This window comes from Flavobacterium gelatinilyticum, from assembly GCF_027111295.1.
Lineage (GTDB): Bacteria > Bacteroidota > Bacteroidia > Flavobacteriales > Flavobacteriaceae > Flavobacterium > Flavobacterium gelatinilyticum.
This window is the reverse complement of the sequence record NZ_CP114287.1, coordinates 3,776,147-3,797,173: the sequence shown is the minus strand read 5'-3', so window position 1 is coordinate 3,797,173 and position 21,027 is coordinate 3,776,147. Positions and strand designations below refer to the sequence as shown.

Sequence of the window (21,027 nt, the reverse complement as noted above, 5' to 3'; positions counted from 1 at the left end):
TCAAACGTTTCTCCGAAACGTATAACCAAAACGCAAATTTATTTTTTTTTACCAATAAGACATTCCTCCGGAATGAATAGGGATTAAAAAAACCTCAGAACCTTAGTAACTTAGCACCTCAGAACCTTCCTCTAAACATCATACTTCATTTTTCGCAAAACTCTCAAAGCTTCTTTAAACGACAAATACACCTGTCCGAAAGGCTTTAAAAGTAATTTAGCATCAATTAATCTTTGTCTGGCATCGTCGAAACCATTCAGGTAACAAATCATAAAAGTCGAAGGCAGATTACCCAGATCTTTTAATTCACGGTCAGACAATGCGATTCCTTTTTCCAGTTTTTGAAGAAGAGCCAAGTTTGAATTATAGATATGAAACAGCATTTTTCTATTAAATTCAGGAGGCTGAAAAAGTATCTGTCGGTCAATTTTATAATAACCGTTGTCAAAAAAATGAATAGTTTGTTCTTCTAAAGGATAATAACTCGTTTTGTCATTTAACCCCAACGGTACATATTCGGTAATGGTAAAGCTGTCATCGTTATATACAATAGTAACCACATCCTGAGCCGAATAAAAAAGCTTAACCTGTTCGTTGATTAATTCAATATCAACACGGGATAAAAAGGTTTTTTCGCGGGATTTTTTAGGAACACCAGCCCAACAGATTACAAACAGTTCCTTAAAAACACGGTATTTTGGCGCCATGTCTTTATGCCTGAAATTCATAAAATCAATAACCCCGTCGAGTGTATACTGAATGCTGTTTCTGGAACTGTTTTCAATACCAATAACAGCCTCTGTATTTTGATAGTTTTTTTCGATTTCCTGCCACTCTTCAACAGGGACAGAATTACTTCCTATCCTAATAAATGTGCTATTCGCTAAAATAGTGTGTATTCCTTTTTTGAAATGTGAAATCTGGCTTTTGGGTTTAATGGTTACCAGACCAATTACCCTGTCTTTTGGAAGATTGGGAAAGGGCACGTTTTCGTACTGAATTTTAGGCGGGTTTTCAAGAAAAGCATTCACAAGATTCTGGATTCGGCTGTCGTCGAAGAAATCATCGCCTACAATTTCATTATCCTGATCTTCGACCCCGACTACGATATAGGAATTATTGGCCGGATTTGAATTAGAAAGCGCACAGATATGTTTGAGGAATTTTGCTTTTCCTTCTCGCGAATGCAGATTCAACTGTCTTTTTTTGTCATAAAAACTGTTCTCGTCATTATGAGCAAGGAGATTCTTTATTAAAAGGCGTTTATTGATCATAGCTTTGTTTATTTGGCAGCGAATTATAATAATCTCACTAATTTTAAAACACTCCGAAGTTCGTACCCTGAATCCAAAAAAAAAGACGCACAACTGTGCGTCTTTATATATCTATTTTTAAATATTTCTCTTGACAATCGTCGAAGATGCCTGCGCTGTACTCATTACAACTAAATCGGCTATATTGACATGATACGGTCTTGAAACCACAAAATGAATAATATCGGCAATATCTTCTGCCTGAAGAGGATCAAATCCTTTATACACATTTGAAGCTCTTTCTACATCTCCTTTAAATCGTACTTCACTAAATTCTGTTGCCACCATTCCGGGATGAATTGCCCCTACTCTTATTCCGAATGGATTTAAGTCAATTCGCATTCCGGCTGTAATGGCATCGACTGCATGTTTGGTACCGCAGTACACATTTCCGTTTGGATACACTTCTTTTGCGGCCGTTGAACCAATATTGATTATATGTCCGGAATTTTTTGCAGTCATTTTAGGGATCACTACTTTCGAAACATATAAAAGTCCTTTTACATTAATATCAATCATCGCATCCCAGTCTTCTAAATCTCCTGTCTGAATAGGATCAAGACCGTGGGCATTTCCGGCGTTATTAATCAATATATCAATATCTGAAAATACATCCGGAAGAGAATTTATTTTTTCAGTAACTTCATTTTTATTACGAACATCAAAAGCTAATGAATATATTTCCGTAAAGGCAGAAAGTTCTTTTTCCAGCTCTTCCAAACGTTCTTTACGTCTGCCGCAGAGAACTACTTTATAATTGTTTTTTGCCAGTATCTGAGCAGCTGCTTTTCCTATTCCGCTTGTAGCGCCCGTAATTAAAACTGTTTTTTTCATTCTACTTTCTTTTTAAGATTTTTTGCCGCAGATTACAAGATTTTAACAAACTAAAAAATCGAAACTAATCTTATAATAATCTGCAGCAAATTTGAAGCATCGGCATCAAAGATCCTGCATTGACGCAATACCAGAGACTGCGACTGAACACTAAAAATTAAGGCACATCATTGCCCATGCTCTCTTTCCAGATTGCAAACCAGTCTTCTTTGTCCATATCCAGTTCTGCCGCTTTTACTAATGACTGGATTCTGGCAACGTTAACCGTTCCTGCAATCGGAATAATTCCGGCCGGGTGTTTTAAGATCCATGATAATAAAAGTGTATCAGCTCCTAAATGGTATTTCTCTAACAATGTCGAAAACAATTGTTTTAATCGACGTGTCTGCTTTGTATCTTCTCTAAAAACAGTTCCAAGCGGATTCCATGACAACGGACGGATTCCGTGTGTCTGCATATAATCTAAACTTCCATCAACCATTGGTTCAAAATTAGTTGCCGAAAAATGTACCTGGTTAAAGCTTACTTCTGTTTTTTGACGAATTAATTCGGTTTGTGAACTTGTAAAGTTTGAAAGTCCGAAATCTATAATTTTTCCTTCTGTTTTTAATTTCTCAACTGCTTCTGCAATTTCATCGGCCTGCATTAGCGGACTTGGTCTGTGCAGTAAAAAAACATCAACATAATCTGTTTTAAGTTTTTTCAAAGATTCTTCAACAGACCATATAATGTAATCTTTGGAATAATCGTAATGTTTGATTTTGTTATTACGTCCCTCGGCAACCAGCTGGATACCGCATTTGGTAATTAATTGTAATTTTTCGCGCGAAATTTTACTTGCTTTAAAAGCTTTTCCAAAATCTGCTTCCGTTGTATAATCCCCGTAAATATCGGCGTGATCAAAAGTAGTAATTTTGTTTTCGATACAAACTTGTATCAGGTTTTCCATTTCTTTAGTCGTCAGGTTTTTATCCCAGACTCCCCAATTCATAGTGCCTGAAATTACAGGCGATAACGTTGTTTTGCTCATGGTATATTGCATTATTTTTGATACTATTTATGCCTTTGTAAAGCATAATCACCAAAGTTCTTAAAAATATAAAAATAGAATCACAATTCGTCCTTAAAATTAAGCGATTGGTCGAAGTTTTAACCATTCTTTAACATCTTACTTCTCAAAAAATAGTCAATTTGCACTCTCAAAAATTAGGCGTACAAATCAAGGTTTATAAAAATATCTATATGGAAGAAAATACAACGACTTTAGACATTAGAGCGATAAATGAAAAAATTGAGAGAGAAAGTGCTTTTATAGACCTTCTTACAATGGAAATGAACAAAGTTATTGTGGGCCAGAAACATATGGTCGAGCGTTTATTAATCGGTCTTTTGGGTCAGGGTCACATTTTACTTGAAGGTGTTCCGGGGTTAGCAAAAACATTAGCGATTAATACTTTATCGCAGGCAGTTCAGGGTTCTTTCAGCCGTATCCAGTTTACGCCGGATTTATTACCTGCCGATGTTATCGGAACCATGATTTACAATATTAAAGCAAACGAATTCTCTATTAAAAAAGGACCTATTTTTGCCAACTTCGTACTTGCTGATGAGATCAACCGTGCTCCTGCCAAAGTACAGTCAGCACTTCTTGAGGCGATGCAGGAAAAACAGGTTACAATTGGTGATTCTACTTTCAAATTAGACCGTCCGTTTTTAGTATTAGCAACTCAAAACCCTGTTGAGCAGGAAGGAACATATGCGCTTCCTGAAGCTCAGGTTGACCGTTTTATGCTGAAAACTGTTATCGATTATCCTAAAATTGACGAAGAGCGTTTCGTAATACGCCAGAACTTAAAAGGAACTTACGAAAAAGTAAATCCTGTAGTTTCTGTAGATCAGATTTTACGTGCGCAGGAAGCCGTTCGTGAAGTTTATATGGATGAAAAAATTGAGAAATATATCCTGGATATCATCTTTGCTACACGTTATCCTGAAAAATACAAATTAGCCGATTTAAAACCACTTATCAGTTTCGGAGCTTCTCCGCGTGGAAGTATCAACCTGGCAAATGCCGCTAAATGTTATGCTTTTATCAAACGCCGCGGTTATGTAATTCCAGAAGATGTTCGTGCTGTTGTACATGATGTATTACGTCACAGAGTTGGAATCACGTATGAGGCTGAAGCCGAAAACATTACTTCTGTAGACATTATCAACAAAATCGTAAACGAGATTGAAGTACCTTAAAAAATTTTAGATTTTAGATTGCAGATTTTAGATTAAATTCTGCAATCTAAAAATAATCTGAAATCTAAAATCTAAAATCTGCAATCCGAAAAAATGGATACAAAAGAGCTTTTAAAAAAAGTACGGAAAATAGAAATCAAAACCAAAAGACTGAGCAATCATATCTTTTCGGGAGAATACCACTCTTCATTTAAAGGACGAGGAATGACGTTTAGCGAGGTGCGTCAATACCAATACGGAGATGATATTCGTAACATCGATTGGAATGTAACCGCACGCTATAACGAAGCTCACGTAAAAGTTTTTGAAGAAGAACGCGAATTGACCATGGTATTAATGGTCGATATTTCTGGTTCTGAAGGTTTTGGTTCAAAAAGCCAGTTTAAAAAAGACATCGTAACCGAAATCGCGGCAACGATGGCTTTTTCGGCTACACAAAACAATGATAAGATTGGGTTAATCTTATTTTCTGATAACGTCGAATTATACATTCCGCCCAAAAAAGGCCGTTCGCATGTTTTGAGAATCATTCGCGAATTGATCGAATTTGAACCAAAAAGCCACAAAACAGATATTGCACAGGCTTTAAAATTCTTATCGGGGACACAAAAAAAGAAAGCAATTGTTTTTATGATTTCAGATTTTATGTCTGATAATTATGAACAGACTTTAAAAATTGCTTCAAAAAAACATGACCTTACCGGCGTTCGCGTGTATGACATCCGTGAAGAAAAAATTCCAAATTTAGGAATGGTGACCATGCTTGATGCCGAGACCGGCAAAACGCAGCTAGTAGACACCAGCTCAAAAACAGTCCGCCTGAATTACGAAAAACATTATCAGGAAAGAATCAACTATTTCAAAGATACATTTCGTAAATCCGGAGCGGGAATTGTACATACAAGAGTCGACGAGAATTACGTAACTAAATTATTAGGCTATTTCAAATCGAGGTAAAAATTTTTGATTTTTGATTAACGATTTTTGATTTATGATGTTTGAGATTTGTGATTAATAGGGAATATTTTAGAATGACTAAACAAGAATTAGAAAACAGATTGATTGATTTTGCTGCAACAATTATAATTATAGCAAGTAAGTTTGAGAAAAATTATGCAGGAAATCATTTGTCAGGACAAATAATTAGATCAGGAACATCACCAGCTTTAAATTATGGTGAAGCGCAAAGTGCAGAGAGTAAAAAGGATTTTATTCATAAAATGGGAATTTGTCTGAAAGAATTAAGAGAAACATTTGTTTGCTTAAAAATAATAGAAAAAGCAAATCTATCAACAGACCGAGAAAGTTTAATGCAAGTAAAAAATAGAAGCAAATCAATTAATTTCAATCTTTGTTTCCAGTATTAAAACATCAAAAAATAATTCATAAAAATTAAAGATTACAATTTTAGAAAACTATTGACAATCCTTGGAAAAATCAAAAATCAAAAATCGTTAATCTTCAATCGTTAATCAAATGAAATTTAAACTTTATATATTTTTACTGCTCTTTTCTACTATGATTTTTGCTCAGCAGAAACAAGTAGAAACAAGTATTGATACAACAAAAAATAAAATTGGTGCCGAGTTTAAGCTGACACTTAAAACGGTTGTAAGTTCAAAATCTAAAGTTGTTTTTCCTAAACTTAAAAACATTGGAGCTCTAGAGGTAATTCAGTCCTATCCTGTTGATACCGTAAAAAAAGACGACACTTACGAACTAATCAAGAAATATGGATTAACCCAGTTTGATTCTGGAAAATATGTAATTCCAAGTATTAAAATTTTAATTGACAAAAAACCGTACTTAACGGATTCAATTAGAGTTGAAGTAGCAAATGTTAAAGTAGATACTTTACAGCAAAAAATGTATGACATTAAAGATATTACACCTGCCGAAGAAGGACTTGGCGACTGGTGGAAATATCTATTGGCTGTTGTTGTACTTTTAGCAATTGGCGGAGGCGTTTATTGGTTTGTCAAAAAAAATCAGAAGAAAAAAATTGAAGAAGAAGTTTATAAAACGCCTATTGAAAAAGCAACAAGTCTTTTAAACAACCTGGAGCAGAAAGAACTGGTTCAAAAAGGAGAAATAAAAGAATACTATAGTGAACTTACTGATATTGCCCGTAATTATATCGAAGAAGCCATTCATATTCCGGCAATGGAAAGCACCACTTCTGAATTAATTCAGGCCATCAGAACGGCTTCGAATAAAAAGAAAATGACTTTAACGCCGGAAACGGTTGAAAACTTAGAGCGTGTTTTACGCCAGGCCGATTTGGTAAAATTTGCAAAATCGAAACCGCTTGAATTTGAGATTACCGAAGACAGAAATAAAATCCAGCGAGTAATTCTAACGCTTGATAATGCAATTCCGACGGAAGTTACAGCTGAGGAAGAAAATGAATTATTAAACGAAGCGCAGAGACAAAAACAAATCCAGCTTCAGTTAAAGAAACAAAGAAACAAACGAATCACTATTGCAGCAGCTTCTGTTGTGTTTTTAGTGTTTGCCGTAACTACATTCTTTATTGCAACCAAAGGATTTAAATTTGTAATCGACAATGTTTTTGGCAACCAGTCTAAAGAACTTTTAGAAGGCGAATGGGTAAAAAGTGAATATGGAAATCCGGGCGTTTTAATTGAAACTCCAAAAGTTTTAAAACGTATGGATACTCAAAAAGTACTTCCAAAAGAAGCCATGGCATTACTTAAAGAAATGCAGTTTTTTGCTTACGGAAGCATGCTTGAGAATTTTTACATAACAGTTTCTACCAGCCAGTTTAAAAACCCTACCGAAATTGATTTGTCAAAAGCCCTTGAAGGAAGTTTAAAAATAATTGAACTGCAGGGCGGACAAAATATTATTGTAAAACAGGAAGATTTCCAAACGAATCAGGGCATTCAGGGAGTAAAAGGTTACGGAACGATGACCATTTTAAATCCAGTTGATAAAACAAGTATAAAAGCCTATTATGAAATCCTTCTTTTCAAACAAGATCAAGGATTACAGCAAATTATGATTTTGCATGAAGAAGGCGACACTTATGCAAATGATATCACCTCTCGAATCCTAAATTCTGTTGAACTTAAAAAAGCAAGTAACTAATGAATAATCAGATTTCTTTTTTAAATCCGGAATTCTTTTGGCTGTTTCTTTTAATTCCAATTGCTGTTATTTGGTTTTTCTGGAAAAGAAACCAGCAGTCGGCTTCTTTAAAAATGAGTTCGACAGCAGGTTTTAAAAACAGCGAATCGTTATTAACGAAATTAAAACCAAGTTTATATGTTTTCAGGATTATTGCTTTAAGTTCCCTGATTATTGCTTTGGCAAGACCCAGAACAGTAGACATAAGCAATCAGACCAAAACAACAAAAGGAATTGATATTGTAATGGCAATCGACGTTTCAGGAAGTATGCTGGCAAAAGATTTAAAGCCAAACCGTATGGAAGCTTTAAAAAGAGTAGCTGCCGACTTTGTTGAAGAAAGACCAAACGATAGGATCGGATTGGTTTTATACGCTTCTGAGGCTTATACCAAAACACCGGTTACAAGTGACAAACCTATTATTCTGGAAGCGATAAAGGGTATTCGATACGACACGGTTTTACAAGATGGAACCGGAATTGGAATGGGGCTTGCAACTGCTGTAAATCGTTTAAAAGACAGTAAAGCAAAAAGCCGTGTAATTATTCTGTTGACAGATGGTGTAAACAATGCCGGATTTATAGAACCGGAAACTGCAGCAGACATTGCCAAACAATACGGAATAAAAGTGTATACAATTGGTCTTGGAACAAACGGAATGGCCGAATCGCCTTATGCATATGCACCAAATGGAGGTTTTTTATTCAAAATGCAGAAGGTTGAAATCGATGAAACACTCATGAAAAATATCGCTCGTAAAACTGACGGAACGTATTTTAGAGCAACAAGCAACGATAAATTAGCCGAAATCTATAACTCGATCAATAAACTGGAAACAACCGAAATACAGGAACTGAAATTCTACGATTACGACGAAAAATACAGGCTTTTTGTCATGATTGCACTGTTTATGATCTTGCTGGAAGTAGGTTTAAGAAATACAGTTTACAGAAGCTTTATTTAATATTTTAGTTGCGGTCACAGTTTACAGTTAACAACTTGAAAACTGCGGCAGAGAACTGAACACTAGAATTAAGAAATGGAATTAGACGAAAAAAAATATTTATATCTCCTTATATTACTGCCAATTGTGGCGGCTGTTTTTCTTTTCACTATGTATTGGAAAAGAAAAAAACAGCGTGAATTTGGTGATTTGGAAATGGTTAAAAAACTGAGTCCGGAAAGTTCTGTTTTTAAACCTGTACTAAAATTATCGATCCTGCTTCTGGCACTTGCGTTTATTATTATAGGATTAGTGAATCCGAAAATCGGTACCAAAATGGAAACCGTAAAACGTGAAGGTATTGATATTGTTTTTGCGGTCGATGTTTCAAAAAGTATGCTTGCAGAAGATGTTGCACCAAGCCGTCTTGAAAAAAGCAAACAATTAGTTTCTCAGATCATAAACTCATTGGGAAGCGACCGAATTGGGATTGTGGCTTATGCTGGAAGTGCATTTCCGGTACTGCCAATCACGTCAGATTACAGCGTGGCCAAAATGTTCCTTCAAGGAATGAGTCCTGATATGGTTTCATCGCAGGGAACTTCTCTTGACGAAGCTATCCGGTTATCAGCTAAATATTTTGATGAAAAAAGCAAAACCAGCAAACTTCTTATCCTAATTTCTGATGGAGAAGATCACTCTGAAGGAGCTTCTGTTGCTGCAGAAGAAGCCAACAAAATAGGCATGAAAATTATCACGATTGGAGTTGGTACAGAAAAAGGAGGAACAATTCCGCTGAAAGAAAACGGTATTGTGAGAAATTTTCAAAAAGATCAAAACGGACAAACCGTTATCACAAAACTAAATCAGGAAGGTTTAAGAACGATTGCTAAAGCAACAAAAGGCGGTTATGTTTACGGCGGAAACACAAAAGAAGTTTTAGAGTATATCAAAAATGCTTTGAACAATATTCAGAAAACCGAATTCGAATCGACTCAAATGGCAGATTATCAATCGCAGTTTCAGTGGTTCCTTGGCTTTGGATTCCTGTTGTTATTTGTTGACATTTTCCTTTTAGAAAGGAAAACAAACTGGATTAAAGAGCTGAATTTATTTAACGAAAAGAAATAATACTATTTACCCGCTGATTACATGAATTTGCGGTAAAATAAAAAACATAAAAATCAGAATGAAAAATTTACTTCTTTATATTTTACTATCGCTTTCTTTTGCAGTTTCTGCTCAGGAAAAAGACAAAGTATTGCCTGGCGCCAATGAAGAATATAAGCAGAATAAATTTACTGATGCTGAAGCTGATTACAGAATTTCGGCCTCAAAATTTCCAAAAAAAGCAGCTGCTTCTTATAACTTAGGAAACTCGATTTACAAACAAAATCAGGTTTCGGAAGCAAAATATGCCTATGCAAATGCTATCAAAAACGCCAAAACTAGACCTGAAAAGCACAAAGCATTTCACAATCTTGGAAACGTTTTGATGAAAGAAAAAAATTATTCGCAGGCAGTTGAAGCTTATAAAGAAGCCTTACGCAACAATCCAGCCGATGACGAAACACGTTATAATTATGCTTATGCCAAACAAAAGCTAAAAGAAAATCCTCCTAAAAACGATCAGAACAAAGACAAGAATAAGGATAAGGACAAAGACAAGGATAAAAACAAAGATAAAAACAAGGATCAGAATAAAGACAAAGATCAGGATAAAAAAGACGACAAGGGCGATAAAGACAAAGACAAAAAAGATGGTAAAAATGATCCTAAAAAAGACGACAAGTCTGACAATAAAGGAGAACCAAAACCACAGCCCGGCGGTATTTCAAAAGAACGTGTTCAGAATCTGTTAGATGCTGTAAACAATGAAGAAAAGAAAATTCAGGATAAAGTAAACGCCCAGAAAGAAAAAGGAAGTCCAAGAAAACCAGAAAAAGACTGGTAGAAAAATAAGTTGATTCGTTTAATCGTTATTCTGTATATTTTAAATATTCAATAAACGATTAAACGATTTAATCATTAAAAAACGATTTAAACACAGTAATGAAAAGATATTTAATTCTATTATTATTCACTTTTCAAGGCCTTTTGGCTCAGGTTCAGTTTGAGGCAAAAGTGAGCAAAAACACGCTCGGACTTAACGAAAGATTTCGTATTGATTTTGTTATGAATGTCGACGGCGATAATTTTGACCAGCCGTCATTTGAAGGATTTACGCTTGTAGGCGGACCAAGCCAGCAGATAAGCCAGTCCTGGATAAACGGACGAAGTTCTTTTCAAAAAGTATATTCCTATATTTTGCAGCCGCAAAAAAAAGGGACTTTTACAATCAAACCAGCTGCAATAGAATACAACGGTCAGATTTATAAAACGGCTCCGGTAAAAATTACCGTGACAAATGCTGTAGCGCAGGAACGAGATCCTTATGACAGACAACAACAGCAGGGGTCTTCAAATGAATTGCTGCATCTGGAAGCAGAAGTTTCTAAAACAACGCCATATTTAAATGAGCCTATTACGGTAGTTTACAAATTATACTTTGGTAACATTGGTGTTACTGGTTTTAAGGAACTTACCAAACCAAAATACAATGATTTCTGGAATCAGAATATCGAAATAAAACAGCTTAATCCCGTTGAAGGAAGCTACAGAGGCGAAAGATGTTATTATGTGGTTTTAAAGAAAACAATATTATATCCGCAAAAAAGCGGCAGACTTACTATTGAGCCGCTTTCATTAGACATTGGCGTACAGCTGCCAACCAATCGCCGTGATATGTTTGGACAGATGATTATTGCTGAAGATAATAAAACAGTTTCAACAGGAGCAAAAACAATTACCGTAAGACCACTTCCGGAAGCAGGAAAACCGGAAGGGTTTACAGGTGCAGTAGGTAATTTTAACTTTACAGTGACACCATCAAGAACTACTCTTAAAAGCGGTGAAAGTCTTGATTTGGTTGTCAGCGCTGCAGGAAGCGGTAATCTAAAATTATTTACGCTGCCAAAACCGGTTGTGCCAAATGCATTGGAAATGTATGACCCGGTTCATGATGAAAGAATAAATACAACATTATCCGGAATGTCCGGAAAAATAACCGACAAGTACACGATCATTCCGCAGTACAAAGGCAAATATGCAATAAAACCAATCTCGTTCTCGTATTTTGACCTGAGCTCCGGTTCTTATAAAACCATAACCTCTAAGGAAATTATGGTGGATGTTCTGGACGGCCCTACATTAGCAGAAGCCAATCCGTCGACTGCATCTAAAAATGTTGTTGAAAAAGCAGAACAGTTTAAATATAATAAATCAAAAACGATCTTAACCGGAACAGCTAAAAACGATTTCTACGGCTCTGATTTGTATTACATTTTGATATTTTTCCCATTTGCCATTATCCCGATTATTATTTTGGCTAAGAAGAAAAAAGAAGCTATTGACAGTGATGTAAAAGGAAACCGAATCAGAATGAACAACAAGCTGGCAAAGAAATACCTGTCGCAGGCTAAAAAACAGCTTGGCAATAAAGAAGCCTTTTATATTGCTCTTGAAAAAGCAATGCATAATTTCTTAAAAGCAAAACTGCATATTGAAACCTCAGAAATGAGTAAAGACAATATCCGCGAATTGCTGCTGTCAAGAAATGCAAATCCTGAAACGGTTCAAAATTTTATTAATCTAACCGAAAACTGTGAGTTTGCACGTTATGCTCCGGCATCGAGTGCTTCGATTCAGCAGGATTATGATAAAGCTGTTTTGATTATTTCCGAATTAGAAAAACAGATTGTTTAAACGTTATAAATCAAACCTGGCAGATTAAAAAAACTGTCGGGTTTAAAGAAAATAAAATGAAAAACATACTATATCTCTTTTTATTAATCTCGCAGGTTTTCTTTGCTCAAAGCAGCTTTGAAAAAGGAAATGCTTTGTACCAAAAGGGACAATATAAAGAAGCGGTTCAGGTTTATGAAGATATTATCAAAGAAGATAAACTGGAGTCGGCTGAATTGTATTTTAATCTGGCAAACAGTTATTATAAACTGAACAAAGTTGCTCCTTCAATTTACAATTATGAAAAGGCTCTGGTATTAAAACCAAACGATCCGGAGACTCTAAACAACTTAAAATTTGCCAAAAAACTAACTATCGATGAAATAAAAGAAGTACCGAAAGTAGGTTTTGCAAAACTGATCCAGAATTTTACTTCAATTTTCGATTACAACATGTGGGCAAAAATTTCGGTTGGAATTGCTTTTTTGTTTTTACTTGGTTTTATCGGGTATTACTTTTCACAACGTACTATTACGAAACGAATCTATTTTGTTGCAATGTTTATTTTTTTGGTTGCTCTGGCTTTAAGCGTTTCTGCGGGAATGTCTGAAAAAGATCATTTTGACAACGATCGTCCGGCGATTGTTTTTGCCGAATTAAGCGAAGTAAGAAGCGAGCCTCAAAAAGGTGGTGCTGCGATTATTTTACTTCATGAAGGTGCAAAAGTATATGTAATGGAAAGCCTTGGAAAATGGAAAAAAGTCGAATTAACAGACGGTACCGAAGGCTGGATCGACGGAACAACAATTAAGGAAGTAAAATAACGGTATAAAATTTCAATAAAAAAATTCCAAATCCCAATGTCTATCTGACCTGGGATTTGGAATTTTTTATTTTGAGATTTAAAATTTGTACCTGAACGACAGCGAACAGGCGAAGCAATTTCTATACTGGAATTTAATATTAATTCACAGCCTCTACCAATCGGACAAACTCTGCTCTGTAACCTTCATCATCGTATGATAATCCTGATTTGGCCAGTTTCTTAATATCGGCACTTGATGAATTTGTGATAAACTTTGAATCTCTCAATTTTAAACCAAACCAGGCAACAGCAGTTGTAAATTTAAAATCTTCAGAACTATTGTTCAATGCTGTTTTTTTGTTTGCAATTGTATTCACGATTTCAATACTTTTATCGCCATCCGGTTTTTTATAACGGAATTTAATCGTGGCCAGTTCATCGCTGTAAGCTGTTTCATCGGTCTTTACTTTGGTATATTTTAAATCTGACGGAACATAATTACTTTCGACACCCGGCGGAATAATCTCATAAAGAGCTGTTACCGTATGGCCGCTTCCTAATTCTCCTGCATCGACCGCATCATTTTTAAAATCTTCGTCTTTTAACTTTCGGTTTTCATAACCAATTAATCGATACGCCTGAACGTGTTTTGGATTAAATTCAATCTGGATTTTTACATCTTTGGCAATGGCAAACATTGATCCTTTAAATTCTTTTCCTAAAAAACGATTGGCCTCCTGGATATTATCGATATAAGCATAATTTCCGTTTCCTTTATCAGCCAGAATTTCCATTTTACTGTCTTTGTAATTCCCCATTCCAAATCCTAAAACAGTTAAAAACACACCTGATTTTCTTTTTTCTTCGATTAGTTTTTCCATATCCAGATCAGAAGATGCACCAACATTAAAATCACCATCGGTTGCAATAACTACTCTGTTATTTCCTTCTTTAATAAAATTTTCCTGCGCTAATTTATATGCCAGTTCAATTCCTTCCCCTCCTGCTGTACTTCCGCCTGCGCTCAGTTGGTTAAAAGCATTCATAATTTCATCTTTTTCGTCGCCGGAAGTCGGCTCTAAAACAACACCTGCAGAACCGGCATACACTACAATTGAAACTTTATCCTTGGCACGTAATTCTTTCACTAGAATTTTCATCGATTCCTTCAGCAAAGGCAGTTTATTCGAATCATTCATCGAACCCGAAACATCAATTAAAAAAACAAGGTTAGATGCCGGAAGATTGGTCATTGGAATATTCTTTCCCTGTAAACCTATTTTCAGTAACTGCGAATTTTTATTCCACGGACAGTCGCTTAACTCCGTATTTATCGAAAACGGATTCTCACCTTTAGGCTGCGGATATTTATATTTAAAGAAGTTCATCATTTCTTCTACACGAACAGCATCTTTAGGAACCGGCTGGCCTTCGTTTATAAAACGACGGATATTGGTATAAGAAGCATTGTCAACATCTATGGAAAAAGTAGAAAGAGGAGATTTTTTTGGAGACTCAAAAGGATTTTCTTCGAGTCCGGCATAACTTTCAGTATTGGAATCTGAAACATATTCTTCCGGAATTTCATCCGAAGCTACAGCAGTTAAATCAACTGTTTCGTAGGCAGACGCATCTTGTTTTTTACAACTTATTAAAACAAGTAAAAGGAATGCCAGCAAATAAAAAGGTGTATTTTTCATTTAAAAAATTTTAGGATTAATAATTGGTTTTGATCTCAAATAATAATCAGCATTCCGGATTTACTAAGAAAATTATCTGCGATTTGCGCCAATCCAAAATTGATGCCAAAATTTTTAAAGTCGTTTTTGAATCATTTAAGTGATATAAGTAAAATTAAGTCATTTGTTAAATTTGCACAAATGTTAATTTATATCATACGGGGTTTTCCGGCAAATATATATACAGACGCACCGCAGTGCATCTACGTCATTAATATCGACAAAAGCTGCGTAGATACATTACGAATCATATATAAAATATTGATTATCAGAATATTTTTATTATAAAAAAAGAAAATCAGAAGGTGTAGATTTTCAAGGGCGTAATGCAATAATCTAATTTTACATCAGATTCAAAGACGTCATCAATCATTTTTACAGATTCGAAGAAAGAAAGTCCAATTTTTATCGTTTCGGGTTTACAACCGGCAAGAAATTTATCGTAAAAACCTTTTCCGTAGCCAATGCGATTGCCAAAAATATCAAAAGCAAGAAGAGGCACAAAAACCACATCAATATTTTGAACCGGAACCTGAAGTCCGTTTATTGGTTCGGGAATATTATACTCGTTTTTTTTAATTTTGGTATTATCGGTCAATAAAAAATGCGTCATTTCACGGGTTTCAAAATCGCTTTTCGAAATCACGATTTCTTTATCTTTTCCGGAAAGTAAATGCAGGATAAATTCGGTGTCGATTTCTTTATGCTCCACAATTGGAAGAAAAACATGGTAATAAGTTTTGTCCCAAATAGGCAGCTGAATCAGACTATTGGCAATAGCCAGACTTTTTTCTTCGATATCACTTTCAGAAAGTGCTGCGCGAAGATTTTTATAATGAAGTCGTAATTCTTTTTTATTCGTCGGCATTTATGGGAGAATTTTTAGATAAATGATAAATCGCATCGCCTTCGTATACAATTGGCGAATGATTGGCATTAATAACATACCCATCATGCGGTGCTTTTACTTTTTGTTCAAACTTTCCAAACGGATCTGTAATAATGGCCAGTATAGTTCCTTTGGTTACAAATTTACCAACCATATTGTAATCATGAAGCAGTCCGGAACATTTTGCGCGAAGCCAGACTGAATATTTAATATAAATAGAAGTTTCTAAAGCAGGCTCAACAATATGTTTTGGATCCAGCATATTCAGGTAATGCAGCAGCCGCTTTACTCCTTTTACACCTTCATTGGCAACCGCATCATTTATATCCAATGATTTTCCGCCTTCAAAAAGCAGCATTTTTATGTTGGCTTTTTCGCAGGTATTTCGAAAAGAACCGCCAATATTTTTAGAGTATAAAGTAAACGGCGCATTAAAAATATCTGCCAGCAATTTTAATTCCATGTTATTTTCGGTAATCCGGATCTGGGGAACATTAAAACGGCTGGCGCCTCCGGCATGAAAATCGACTGCATAATCTATAATTGGTAAAATCTGCTCGACGATATGATAGGCAAAGCGGCTTGCCAGCGATCCTTTTTTACTTCCGGGAAAAACACGATTTAAGTCACGACCGTCAGGAAATTCTCTGGATTTATTCACAAAACCATACATATTGATAATTGGAATACAAATAATAGTTCCTCTTTCGGGGCGGTTGATTTTCTTGCTGATAATCTGGCGGACAACTTCGACACCATTAATTTCATCACCATGAATTCCTGCCGAAAATAAAACAACCGGACCTTCGTGTTTGGAACGACGTACAATGACCGGAATATTGAGTTTGGTTGTTGTGTGTAATCGGGCAATTTCGACATTTATGGTCTTATGTTCTCCCGGCAGAATTGATTCGCCGAAAATAACCAGGGGCTTACTATTTTTCATGCAGAATTATAAAATCTAAATATAGAAATTATTCTTTTGATTTCGTAAATTTGAAACTAAATCAGTGTTAAGCTTTTTTTTCAGGAATCAGAATGGTTTTTGAAACCGCTTATCAAGTTATCTTCAGAAATAAAACAGAATGCAAAAACCGTCCTTAGATCTTCAAATTCTCACCTTACCGGATAATCCCGGCGTATATCAGTATTACGATAAAGACGGGAAAATCTTGTATGTGGGGAAGGCCAAAAATTTAAAAAAAAGGGTTTCCTCCTACTTCAATAAAATTCACGATACGGCAAAAACGAATGTTCTGGTTCGAAAAATCGTGACCATCAAACATATTGTTGTTCCTACCGAAAGTGATGCGCTTTTATTAGAAAACAATCTAATAAAAACTTTGCAGCCAAGGTACAACGTGCTTTTGCGCGATGACAAAAGTTATCCCTGGATTTGTATCAAAAAAGAACCTTTTTCGAGAATATTTTCAACCCGAAGAATGGTCAAAGACGGTTCTGAATATTTTGGACCCTACACCAGTTTCAAAACCGTGCATACTATACTGGATTTAATTAAAGAATTATATCCGTTACGAACCTGCAATTACGATTTAAGCAAATCGAATATAGACTCGGGCAAATTTAAAGTCTGCCTTGAATATCATATCGGCAACTGCAAAGGTCCGTGCGAAGGCATGGAACCACTGGAAGAATACCAGCGCCAGGTTGATGCGATCCGCGAAATCCTGAAAGGAAATTTTAAAGAAAGCATGAAAGATTTCAAGCGTTTAATGGTAAAATATGCCGAAGATTTACGTTTTGAAGAGGCACAAAAAATCAAAGAAAAAATTGAAGTACTTGAAAATTATCAGTCAAGATCGACCATTGTAAATCCAAAGATTACCAATATCGATGTATTTTCGATTGTATCTGATGAAAGTGCCGCTTATGTAAACTTTCTACAAATATCGCATGGTTCAATCATTCGTTCGCATACTCTGGAAATGAAGAAAAAACTGGACGAAAGCGACGAAGAATTATTAGAACTGGCAATTGTAGAACTTCGCGAGCGTTTTCACTTATTATCAAAAGAAATTATTGTTCCGTTTGAAATTGATTTGGGCGAAAAAATAAAAACAACCGTTCCACAGCTTGGAGATAAAAAACAGATATTGGATTTGTCCATCCGAAATGCCAAATTCTACCGAATCGAACAGTTGAAACAATTGCAGATTGTAGATCCGGATCGCCACGTTAACCGAATCATGGCGCAGATGCAGAAAGATTTACGTCTTCCGGCTGAGCCTCGCCATATAGAATGTTTTGACAACTCGAATATCCAGGGAACAAATCCTGTTGCGGCCTGTGTCGTTTTTAAAGACGGAAAAGCCAGCAAAAAAGATTACCGTCATTTTAATGTAAAAACGGTTGAAGGTCCTGACGATTTTGCTTCGATGACCGAAATTGTATACCGCCGTTACAAAAGATTACTGGATGAAAATGAACCTTTACCGCAATTAATTATTATTGACGGCGGGAAAGGACAATTATCTGCTGCTTTAAAAAGCATCGACGAACTCGGCTTACGTGGTAAAGTAGCTATTATAGGAATCGCAAAACGTCTTGAAGAACTTTTTTATCCGGGCGATTCAATCCCGTTATATCTCGATAAAAAATCCGAAACCCTTAAAGTTATCCAGCAGCTGCGAAATGAAGCGCACCGTTTCGGGATCACGTTTCACCGTGATAAACGAAGCAAAGCAGCCCTTAATTCATCTGTAGAAAGCATTCCCGGAATAGGCGAAAAAACCATGCTCACGTTAATACAACATTTTAAAAGTGTTAAAAGATTGAAATTAGCATCAGAAAAAGAAATATCTGCTGTCATTGGTGTGTCAAAAGCCAAAAAAATTGTCGACTTTTACAAAACCAACTAGCAAATTTTTATGCGCCTGATTAAGCTTTCCATTTCAAATATCCTCTCAACAGGATTTTTTCTACGTTCCGTTTGGGGTAAAGCATTTGTGCTTTTTTCTCTTTTGGTCCTTTTTCCTGAAAAATCTTTCTGTCAGGAAATCAAACAGGACAGTGTAAAAAGACCTAAAATCGGCTTGGTTTTAAGTGGCGGCGGTGCGAAAGGTTTTGCACATATTGGGGTTTTGAAAGTTCTCGAAGAAGCAGGAGTCAAAATCGACTACATTGGCGGTACAAGTATGGGATCTGTAATTGGCGGCCTTTACGCTTCCGGTTACAATGCTTCTCAAATTGATTCTATTTTCAAAAAAACCAATTTCGACGATTTAATAAACGATTATATTCCACGTTCGTCTAAAAACTTCTACGGAAAGAAAAATGACGAATTGTATGCAATTGTTTTACCGTTCAGTAAATTCAGAGTTGGTATCCCTGAAGCACTTTCAAAAGGAATGTACAACTATAACTTATTGAGCAGCCTGACCCGAAATGTTCGTCATATTCGTGATTTTAACAAACTTCCTACTCCGTTTTTATGTATTGGAACTAATATTGAAACCGGCGAAGAAGTTTTGCTGAACAAAGGAAATCTGGTTCAGGCCATGATGGCAAGTGCCGCTTTTCCATCCTTATTTACTCCTGTTGAAATCGACGGTAATTTATTGGTCGACGGCGGCGTTGTAAACAATTATCCAATAAAAGAAGTCCGCAATCTGGGTGCCGATATTATCATTGGTGTAGACGTTCAGGATGACTTAATGAAGCGAAAAAATCTAAAAAACGCGACAAGAATTCTGGTTCAGATTACCAACCTGCAGTCTATCGATAAAATGAAAAGCAAAATCAAGGATACTGATGTTTATATTAAACCGGATATTCGCGATTACGGTGTAATTTCTTTTGATAAAGGAGAAGAAATCATCAGAAAAGGAGAAGAAGCCGCTTTTGCTGTATACGAAAAAATTAAAACGCTGGTAAACGAAGACAATTATTATAAAAAACCAAAATTAAAAGTTGCGTCTGATACGATTCAAATACAGAAAATAAACACAGACCGTTTAGATAATTATACTAAAGAATACATTCGCGGTAAACTTCGTTTTAAACCGGGAAGCACCATTACTTATGATGATCTTAAAGCCGGAATTAATAATCTGGATGCTACTAAAAATTTCAGCACAATCTCCTATTGTCTGCAGCCGGACGGCGGTAAGGACGATCTTGACCTGGTTTTAAAGGAAAATCCAACGCAGACTTATTTAAAACTGGGCCTTCATTACGACGGACTATACAAAAGTGCTGTTTTGCTAAATCTTACGCACAACAAAACATTTTTAAAAAACGATGTCACTTCTCTTGATATTATTTTAGGAGATAATTTTAGATACGACTTTAATTATTATGTCGAAAATGGTTTCAATATCAGTTTTGGTTTCCGTTCCAGATTAAATCAGTTTAACCGAAACGTAACGACAAGTCTGAGTAATCTTATCGGACAGAATCCAAATTTCAATTTAATTAATGTTGACTTTATGGATATAAGTAATCAGGCCTACTTTCAGACTATTTTTGTTCAGAAGTTCTTAATGGGCGGTGGTTTAGATTATAAGTATCTGAAAATAAACTCCCCTACACTTTCTAACGTAGAAAATATAATTGATAAAAGCAGTTATATGAGTGCCTTTGCTTATTTAAAATACGACTCGTTTGACGATAAATATTACCCAAGTTCCGGGGTATATTTTTCTACAGATCTACAGACGTACCTTGCTTCATCTGATTATACCAATAAATTCAAACCTTTTTCTATCGCCAAAGCCGAACTTGGTTTTGTGAGAACCATATTTGATAAAACAACAGTAAAATTTGGTGCCGATGCCGGTTTTAATATAGGAAGCGACAGTGTACCGTTTTTCGATTTTATATTAGGAGGCTATGGTTATAACAAAATCAATAACTTCAACTACTTCTATGGGTATGACTTTTTAAGTATTGCAGGAAATAGTTTTATTAAAGCCGATATTTCGCTTGATTACGAAATTTTCAAAAAGAACCATATCAACCTTTCTGCTAATTTTGCCAATCTGGGCGATGATATTTTTAGTTCTGTAGACTGGTTATCGATGCCTAAATATACAGGTTATGCTGTGGGTTACGGTCTGGAAACTATAATTGGCCCAATTGAAATTAAGCAGTCATGGTCGCCGGAAATGTCTAAAAGTTTTACCTGGTTCAGCATCGGATTTTTATTTTAACGCTTTCTTTCCCGTACTTTTTCTATTTTTACAAAGAATTATTTTTCGCAGTATATTGGCTTTATCTCAAAGTATTTAAAAATAATTTAATGCTAAAAAAATACGATATGTAATTTTAATTAATAAAAATTACGATATTTGCTGTGATGAAA

At 35.5% G+C, this 21,027-nt stretch carries 17 protein-coding genes; 11 read left to right on the top strand and 6 right to left on the bottom strand.

What is annotated here, in order from left to right; translation table 11 throughout:
- Nucleotides 1-131: 131 nt before the first annotated feature.
- The 3 genes from OZP11_RS16075 to OZP11_RS16065 all read right to left on the bottom strand — a co-directional run bounded on the left by OZP11_RS16075 (nucleotide 132) and on the right by OZP11_RS16065 (nucleotide 3,177).
- Nucleotides 132-1,274, bottom strand: coding sequence for an ATP-binding protein (locus OZP11_RS16075; RefSeq protein ID WP_281231571.1), 1,143 nt, complete (start codon nucleotides 1,272-1,274; stop codon nucleotides 132-134).
- 117 nt (nucleotides 1,275-1,391) lie between these two features.
- Entirely contained in the window at nucleotides 1,392-2,147 is a 756-nt protein-coding gene (locus OZP11_RS16070) for an SDR family NAD(P)-dependent oxidoreductase (RefSeq protein ID WP_281231570.1), read from the bottom strand.
- A gap of 157 nt (nucleotides 2,148-2,304) precedes the next feature.
- Nucleotides 2,305-3,177 (bottom strand): aldo/keto reductase, encoded by an 873-nt coding sequence (locus OZP11_RS16065; protein WP_281231569.1) that lies wholly within the window; start codon nucleotides 3,175-3,177, stop codon nucleotides 2,305-2,307.
- Nucleotides 3,178-3,389: 212 nt separating this feature from the next.
- Here OZP11_RS16065 and OZP11_RS16060 point away from each other — a divergent pair, with 212 nt between their 5' ends.
- The 9 genes from OZP11_RS16060 to OZP11_RS16020 all read left to right on the top strand — a co-directional run bounded on the left by OZP11_RS16060 (nucleotide 3,390) and on the right by OZP11_RS16020 (nucleotide 13,095).
- Entirely contained in the window at nucleotides 3,390-4,394 is a 1,005-nt protein-coding gene (locus OZP11_RS16060) for an AAA family ATPase (protein WP_091494435.1), read from the top strand.
- 93 nt (nucleotides 4,395-4,487) lie between these two features.
- Nucleotides 4,488-5,351 (top strand): DUF58 domain-containing protein, encoded by an 864-nt coding sequence (locus OZP11_RS16055; protein WP_281231568.1) that lies wholly within the window; start codon nucleotides 4,488-4,490, stop codon nucleotides 5,349-5,351.
- Between the two features lie 74 nt (nucleotides 5,352-5,425).
- Nucleotides 5,426-5,761 (top strand): four helix bundle protein, encoded by a 336-nt coding sequence (locus tag OZP11_RS16050; protein WP_281231567.1) that lies wholly within the window; start codon nucleotides 5,426-5,428, stop codon nucleotides 5,759-5,761.
- A gap of 109 nt (nucleotides 5,762-5,870) precedes the next feature.
- Nucleotides 5,871-7,505: a hypothetical protein gene (locus OZP11_RS16045; RefSeq protein ID WP_281231566.1), complete on the top strand. Its 1,635-nt coding sequence runs from the start codon at nucleotides 5,871-5,873 to the stop codon at nucleotides 7,503-7,505.
- Nucleotides 7,505-8,509, top strand: coding sequence for a vWA domain-containing protein (locus OZP11_RS16040; RefSeq protein ID WP_281231565.1), 1,005 nt, complete (start codon nucleotides 7,505-7,507; stop codon nucleotides 8,507-8,509). The genes OZP11_RS16045 and OZP11_RS16040 overlap by 1 nt, the downstream gene beginning before the upstream one ends.
- A gap of 75 nt (nucleotides 8,510-8,584) precedes the next feature.
- Nucleotides 8,585-9,619 carry a VWA domain-containing protein gene (locus OZP11_RS16035; RefSeq protein WP_281231564.1) on the top strand — a complete coding sequence of 345 codons (1,035 nt, stop codon included), beginning with the start codon at nucleotides 8,585-8,587 and terminating at the stop codon, nucleotides 9,617-9,619.
- Between the two features lie 58 nt (nucleotides 9,620-9,677).
- A complete protein-coding gene (locus OZP11_RS16030) occupies nucleotides 9,678-10,442 on the top strand; it encodes a tetratricopeptide repeat protein (RefSeq protein ID WP_281231563.1) in 765 nt (254 codons plus the stop codon).
- Nucleotides 10,443-10,540: 98 nt separating this feature from the next.
- On the top strand, nucleotides 10,541-12,292 hold the full coding sequence (locus tag OZP11_RS16025; protein WP_281231562.1) for a BatD family protein: 1,752 nt from the start codon (nucleotides 10,541-10,543) through the stop codon (nucleotides 12,290-12,292).
- A gap of 56 nt (nucleotides 12,293-12,348) precedes the next feature.
- Nucleotides 12,349-13,095 (top strand): tetratricopeptide repeat protein, encoded by a 747-nt coding sequence (locus OZP11_RS16020; protein WP_281231561.1) that lies wholly within the window; start codon nucleotides 12,349-12,351, stop codon nucleotides 13,093-13,095.
- A gap of 139 nt (nucleotides 13,096-13,234) precedes the next feature.
- Here the strand turns inward: OZP11_RS16020 and OZP11_RS16015 are convergent, their stop codons facing one another.
- The 3 genes from OZP11_RS16015 to OZP11_RS16005 form a co-directional block, all read right to left on the bottom strand.
- Entirely contained in the window at nucleotides 13,235-14,776 is a 1,542-nt protein-coding gene (locus OZP11_RS16015) for a vWA domain-containing protein (protein WP_281231560.1), read from the bottom strand.
- Nucleotides 14,777-15,113: 337 nt separating this feature from the next.
- On the bottom strand, nucleotides 15,114-15,683 hold the full coding sequence (locus OZP11_RS16010) for a 5-formyltetrahydrofolate cyclo-ligase (RefSeq protein ID WP_281231559.1): 570 nt from the start codon (nucleotides 15,681-15,683) through the stop codon (nucleotides 15,114-15,116).
- Nucleotides 15,670-16,650: a succinylglutamate desuccinylase/aspartoacylase family protein gene (locus OZP11_RS16005; RefSeq protein WP_281231558.1), complete on the bottom strand. Its 981-nt coding sequence runs from the start codon at nucleotides 16,648-16,650 to the stop codon at nucleotides 15,670-15,672. Before OZP11_RS16005 ends, OZP11_RS16010 begins: the two co-directional genes overlap by 14 nt.
- A gap of 139 nt (nucleotides 16,651-16,789) precedes the next feature.
- On the opposite strand from OZP11_RS16005, the gene uvrC reads away from it, so the two are divergent.
- Nucleotides 16,790-18,583, top strand: coding sequence for an excinuclease ABC subunit UvrC (uvrC, locus tag OZP11_RS16000; protein ID WP_281231557.1), 1,794 nt, complete (start codon nucleotides 16,790-16,792; stop codon nucleotides 18,581-18,583).
- Between the two features lie 9 nt (nucleotides 18,584-18,592).
- A complete protein-coding gene (locus OZP11_RS15995; RefSeq protein ID WP_281231556.1) occupies nucleotides 18,593-20,875 on the top strand; it encodes a patatin-like phospholipase family protein in 2,283 nt (760 codons plus the stop codon).
- Nucleotides 20,876-21,027: the final 152 nt, after the last annotated feature.

Coding starts and splice junctions, on each gene's coding strand:
- OZP11_RS16030 (WP_281231563.1), top strand. CDS start 9,678: ATGAAAAATTTACTTCTTTATATTTTACTATCGCTTTCTTTTGCAGTT.
- OZP11_RS16075 (WP_281231571.1), bottom strand. CDS start 1,274: ATGATCAATAAACGCCTTTTAATAAAGAATCTCCTTGCTCATAATGAC.
- OZP11_RS16010 (WP_281231559.1), bottom strand. CDS start 15,683: ATGCCGACGAATAAAAAAGAATTACGACTTCATTATAAAAATCTTCGC.
- OZP11_RS16040 (WP_281231565.1), top strand. CDS start 7,505: ATGAATAATCAGATTTCTTTTTTAAATCCGGAATTCTTTTGGCTGTTT.
- OZP11_RS16045 (WP_281231566.1), top strand. CDS start 5,871: ATGAAATTTAAACTTTATATATTTTTACTGCTCTTTTCTACTATGATT.
- OZP11_RS16055 (WP_281231568.1), top strand. CDS start 4,488: ATGGATACAAAAGAGCTTTTAAAAAAAGTACGGAAAATAGAAATCAAA.
- OZP11_RS16020 (WP_281231561.1), top strand. CDS start 12,349: ATGAAAAACATACTATATCTCTTTTTATTAATCTCGCAGGTTTTCTTT.
- OZP11_RS16070 (WP_281231570.1), bottom strand. CDS start 2,147: ATGAAAAAAACAGTTTTAATTACGGGCGCTACAAGCGGAATAGGAAAA.
- OZP11_RS16015 (WP_281231560.1), bottom strand. CDS start 14,776: ATGAAAAATACACCTTTTTATTTGCTGGCATTCCTTTTACTTGTTTTA.
- OZP11_RS16035 (WP_281231564.1), top strand. CDS start 8,585: ATGGAATTAGACGAAAAAAAATATTTATATCTCCTTATATTACTGCCA.
- OZP11_RS15995 (WP_281231556.1), top strand. CDS start 18,593: ATGCGCCTGATTAAGCTTTCCATTTCAAATATCCTCTCAACAGGATTT.
- OZP11_RS16065 (WP_281231569.1), bottom strand. CDS start 3,177: ATGAGCAAAACAACGTTATCGCCTGTAATTTCAGGCACTATGAATTGG.
- OZP11_RS16060 (WP_091494435.1), top strand. CDS start 3,390: ATGGAAGAAAATACAACGACTTTAGACATTAGAGCGATAAATGAAAAA.
- OZP11_RS16050 (WP_281231567.1), top strand. CDS start 5,426: ATGACTAAACAAGAATTAGAAAACAGATTGATTGATTTTGCTGCAACA.
- OZP11_RS16005 (WP_281231558.1), bottom strand. CDS start 16,650: ATGAAAAATAGTAAGCCCCTGGTTATTTTCGGCGAATCAATTCTGCCG.
- uvrC (WP_281231557.1), top strand. CDS start 16,790: ATGCAAAAACCGTCCTTAGATCTTCAAATTCTCACCTTACCGGATAAT.
- OZP11_RS16025 (WP_281231562.1), top strand. CDS start 10,541: ATGAAAAGATATTTAATTCTATTATTATTCACTTTTCAAGGCCTTTTG.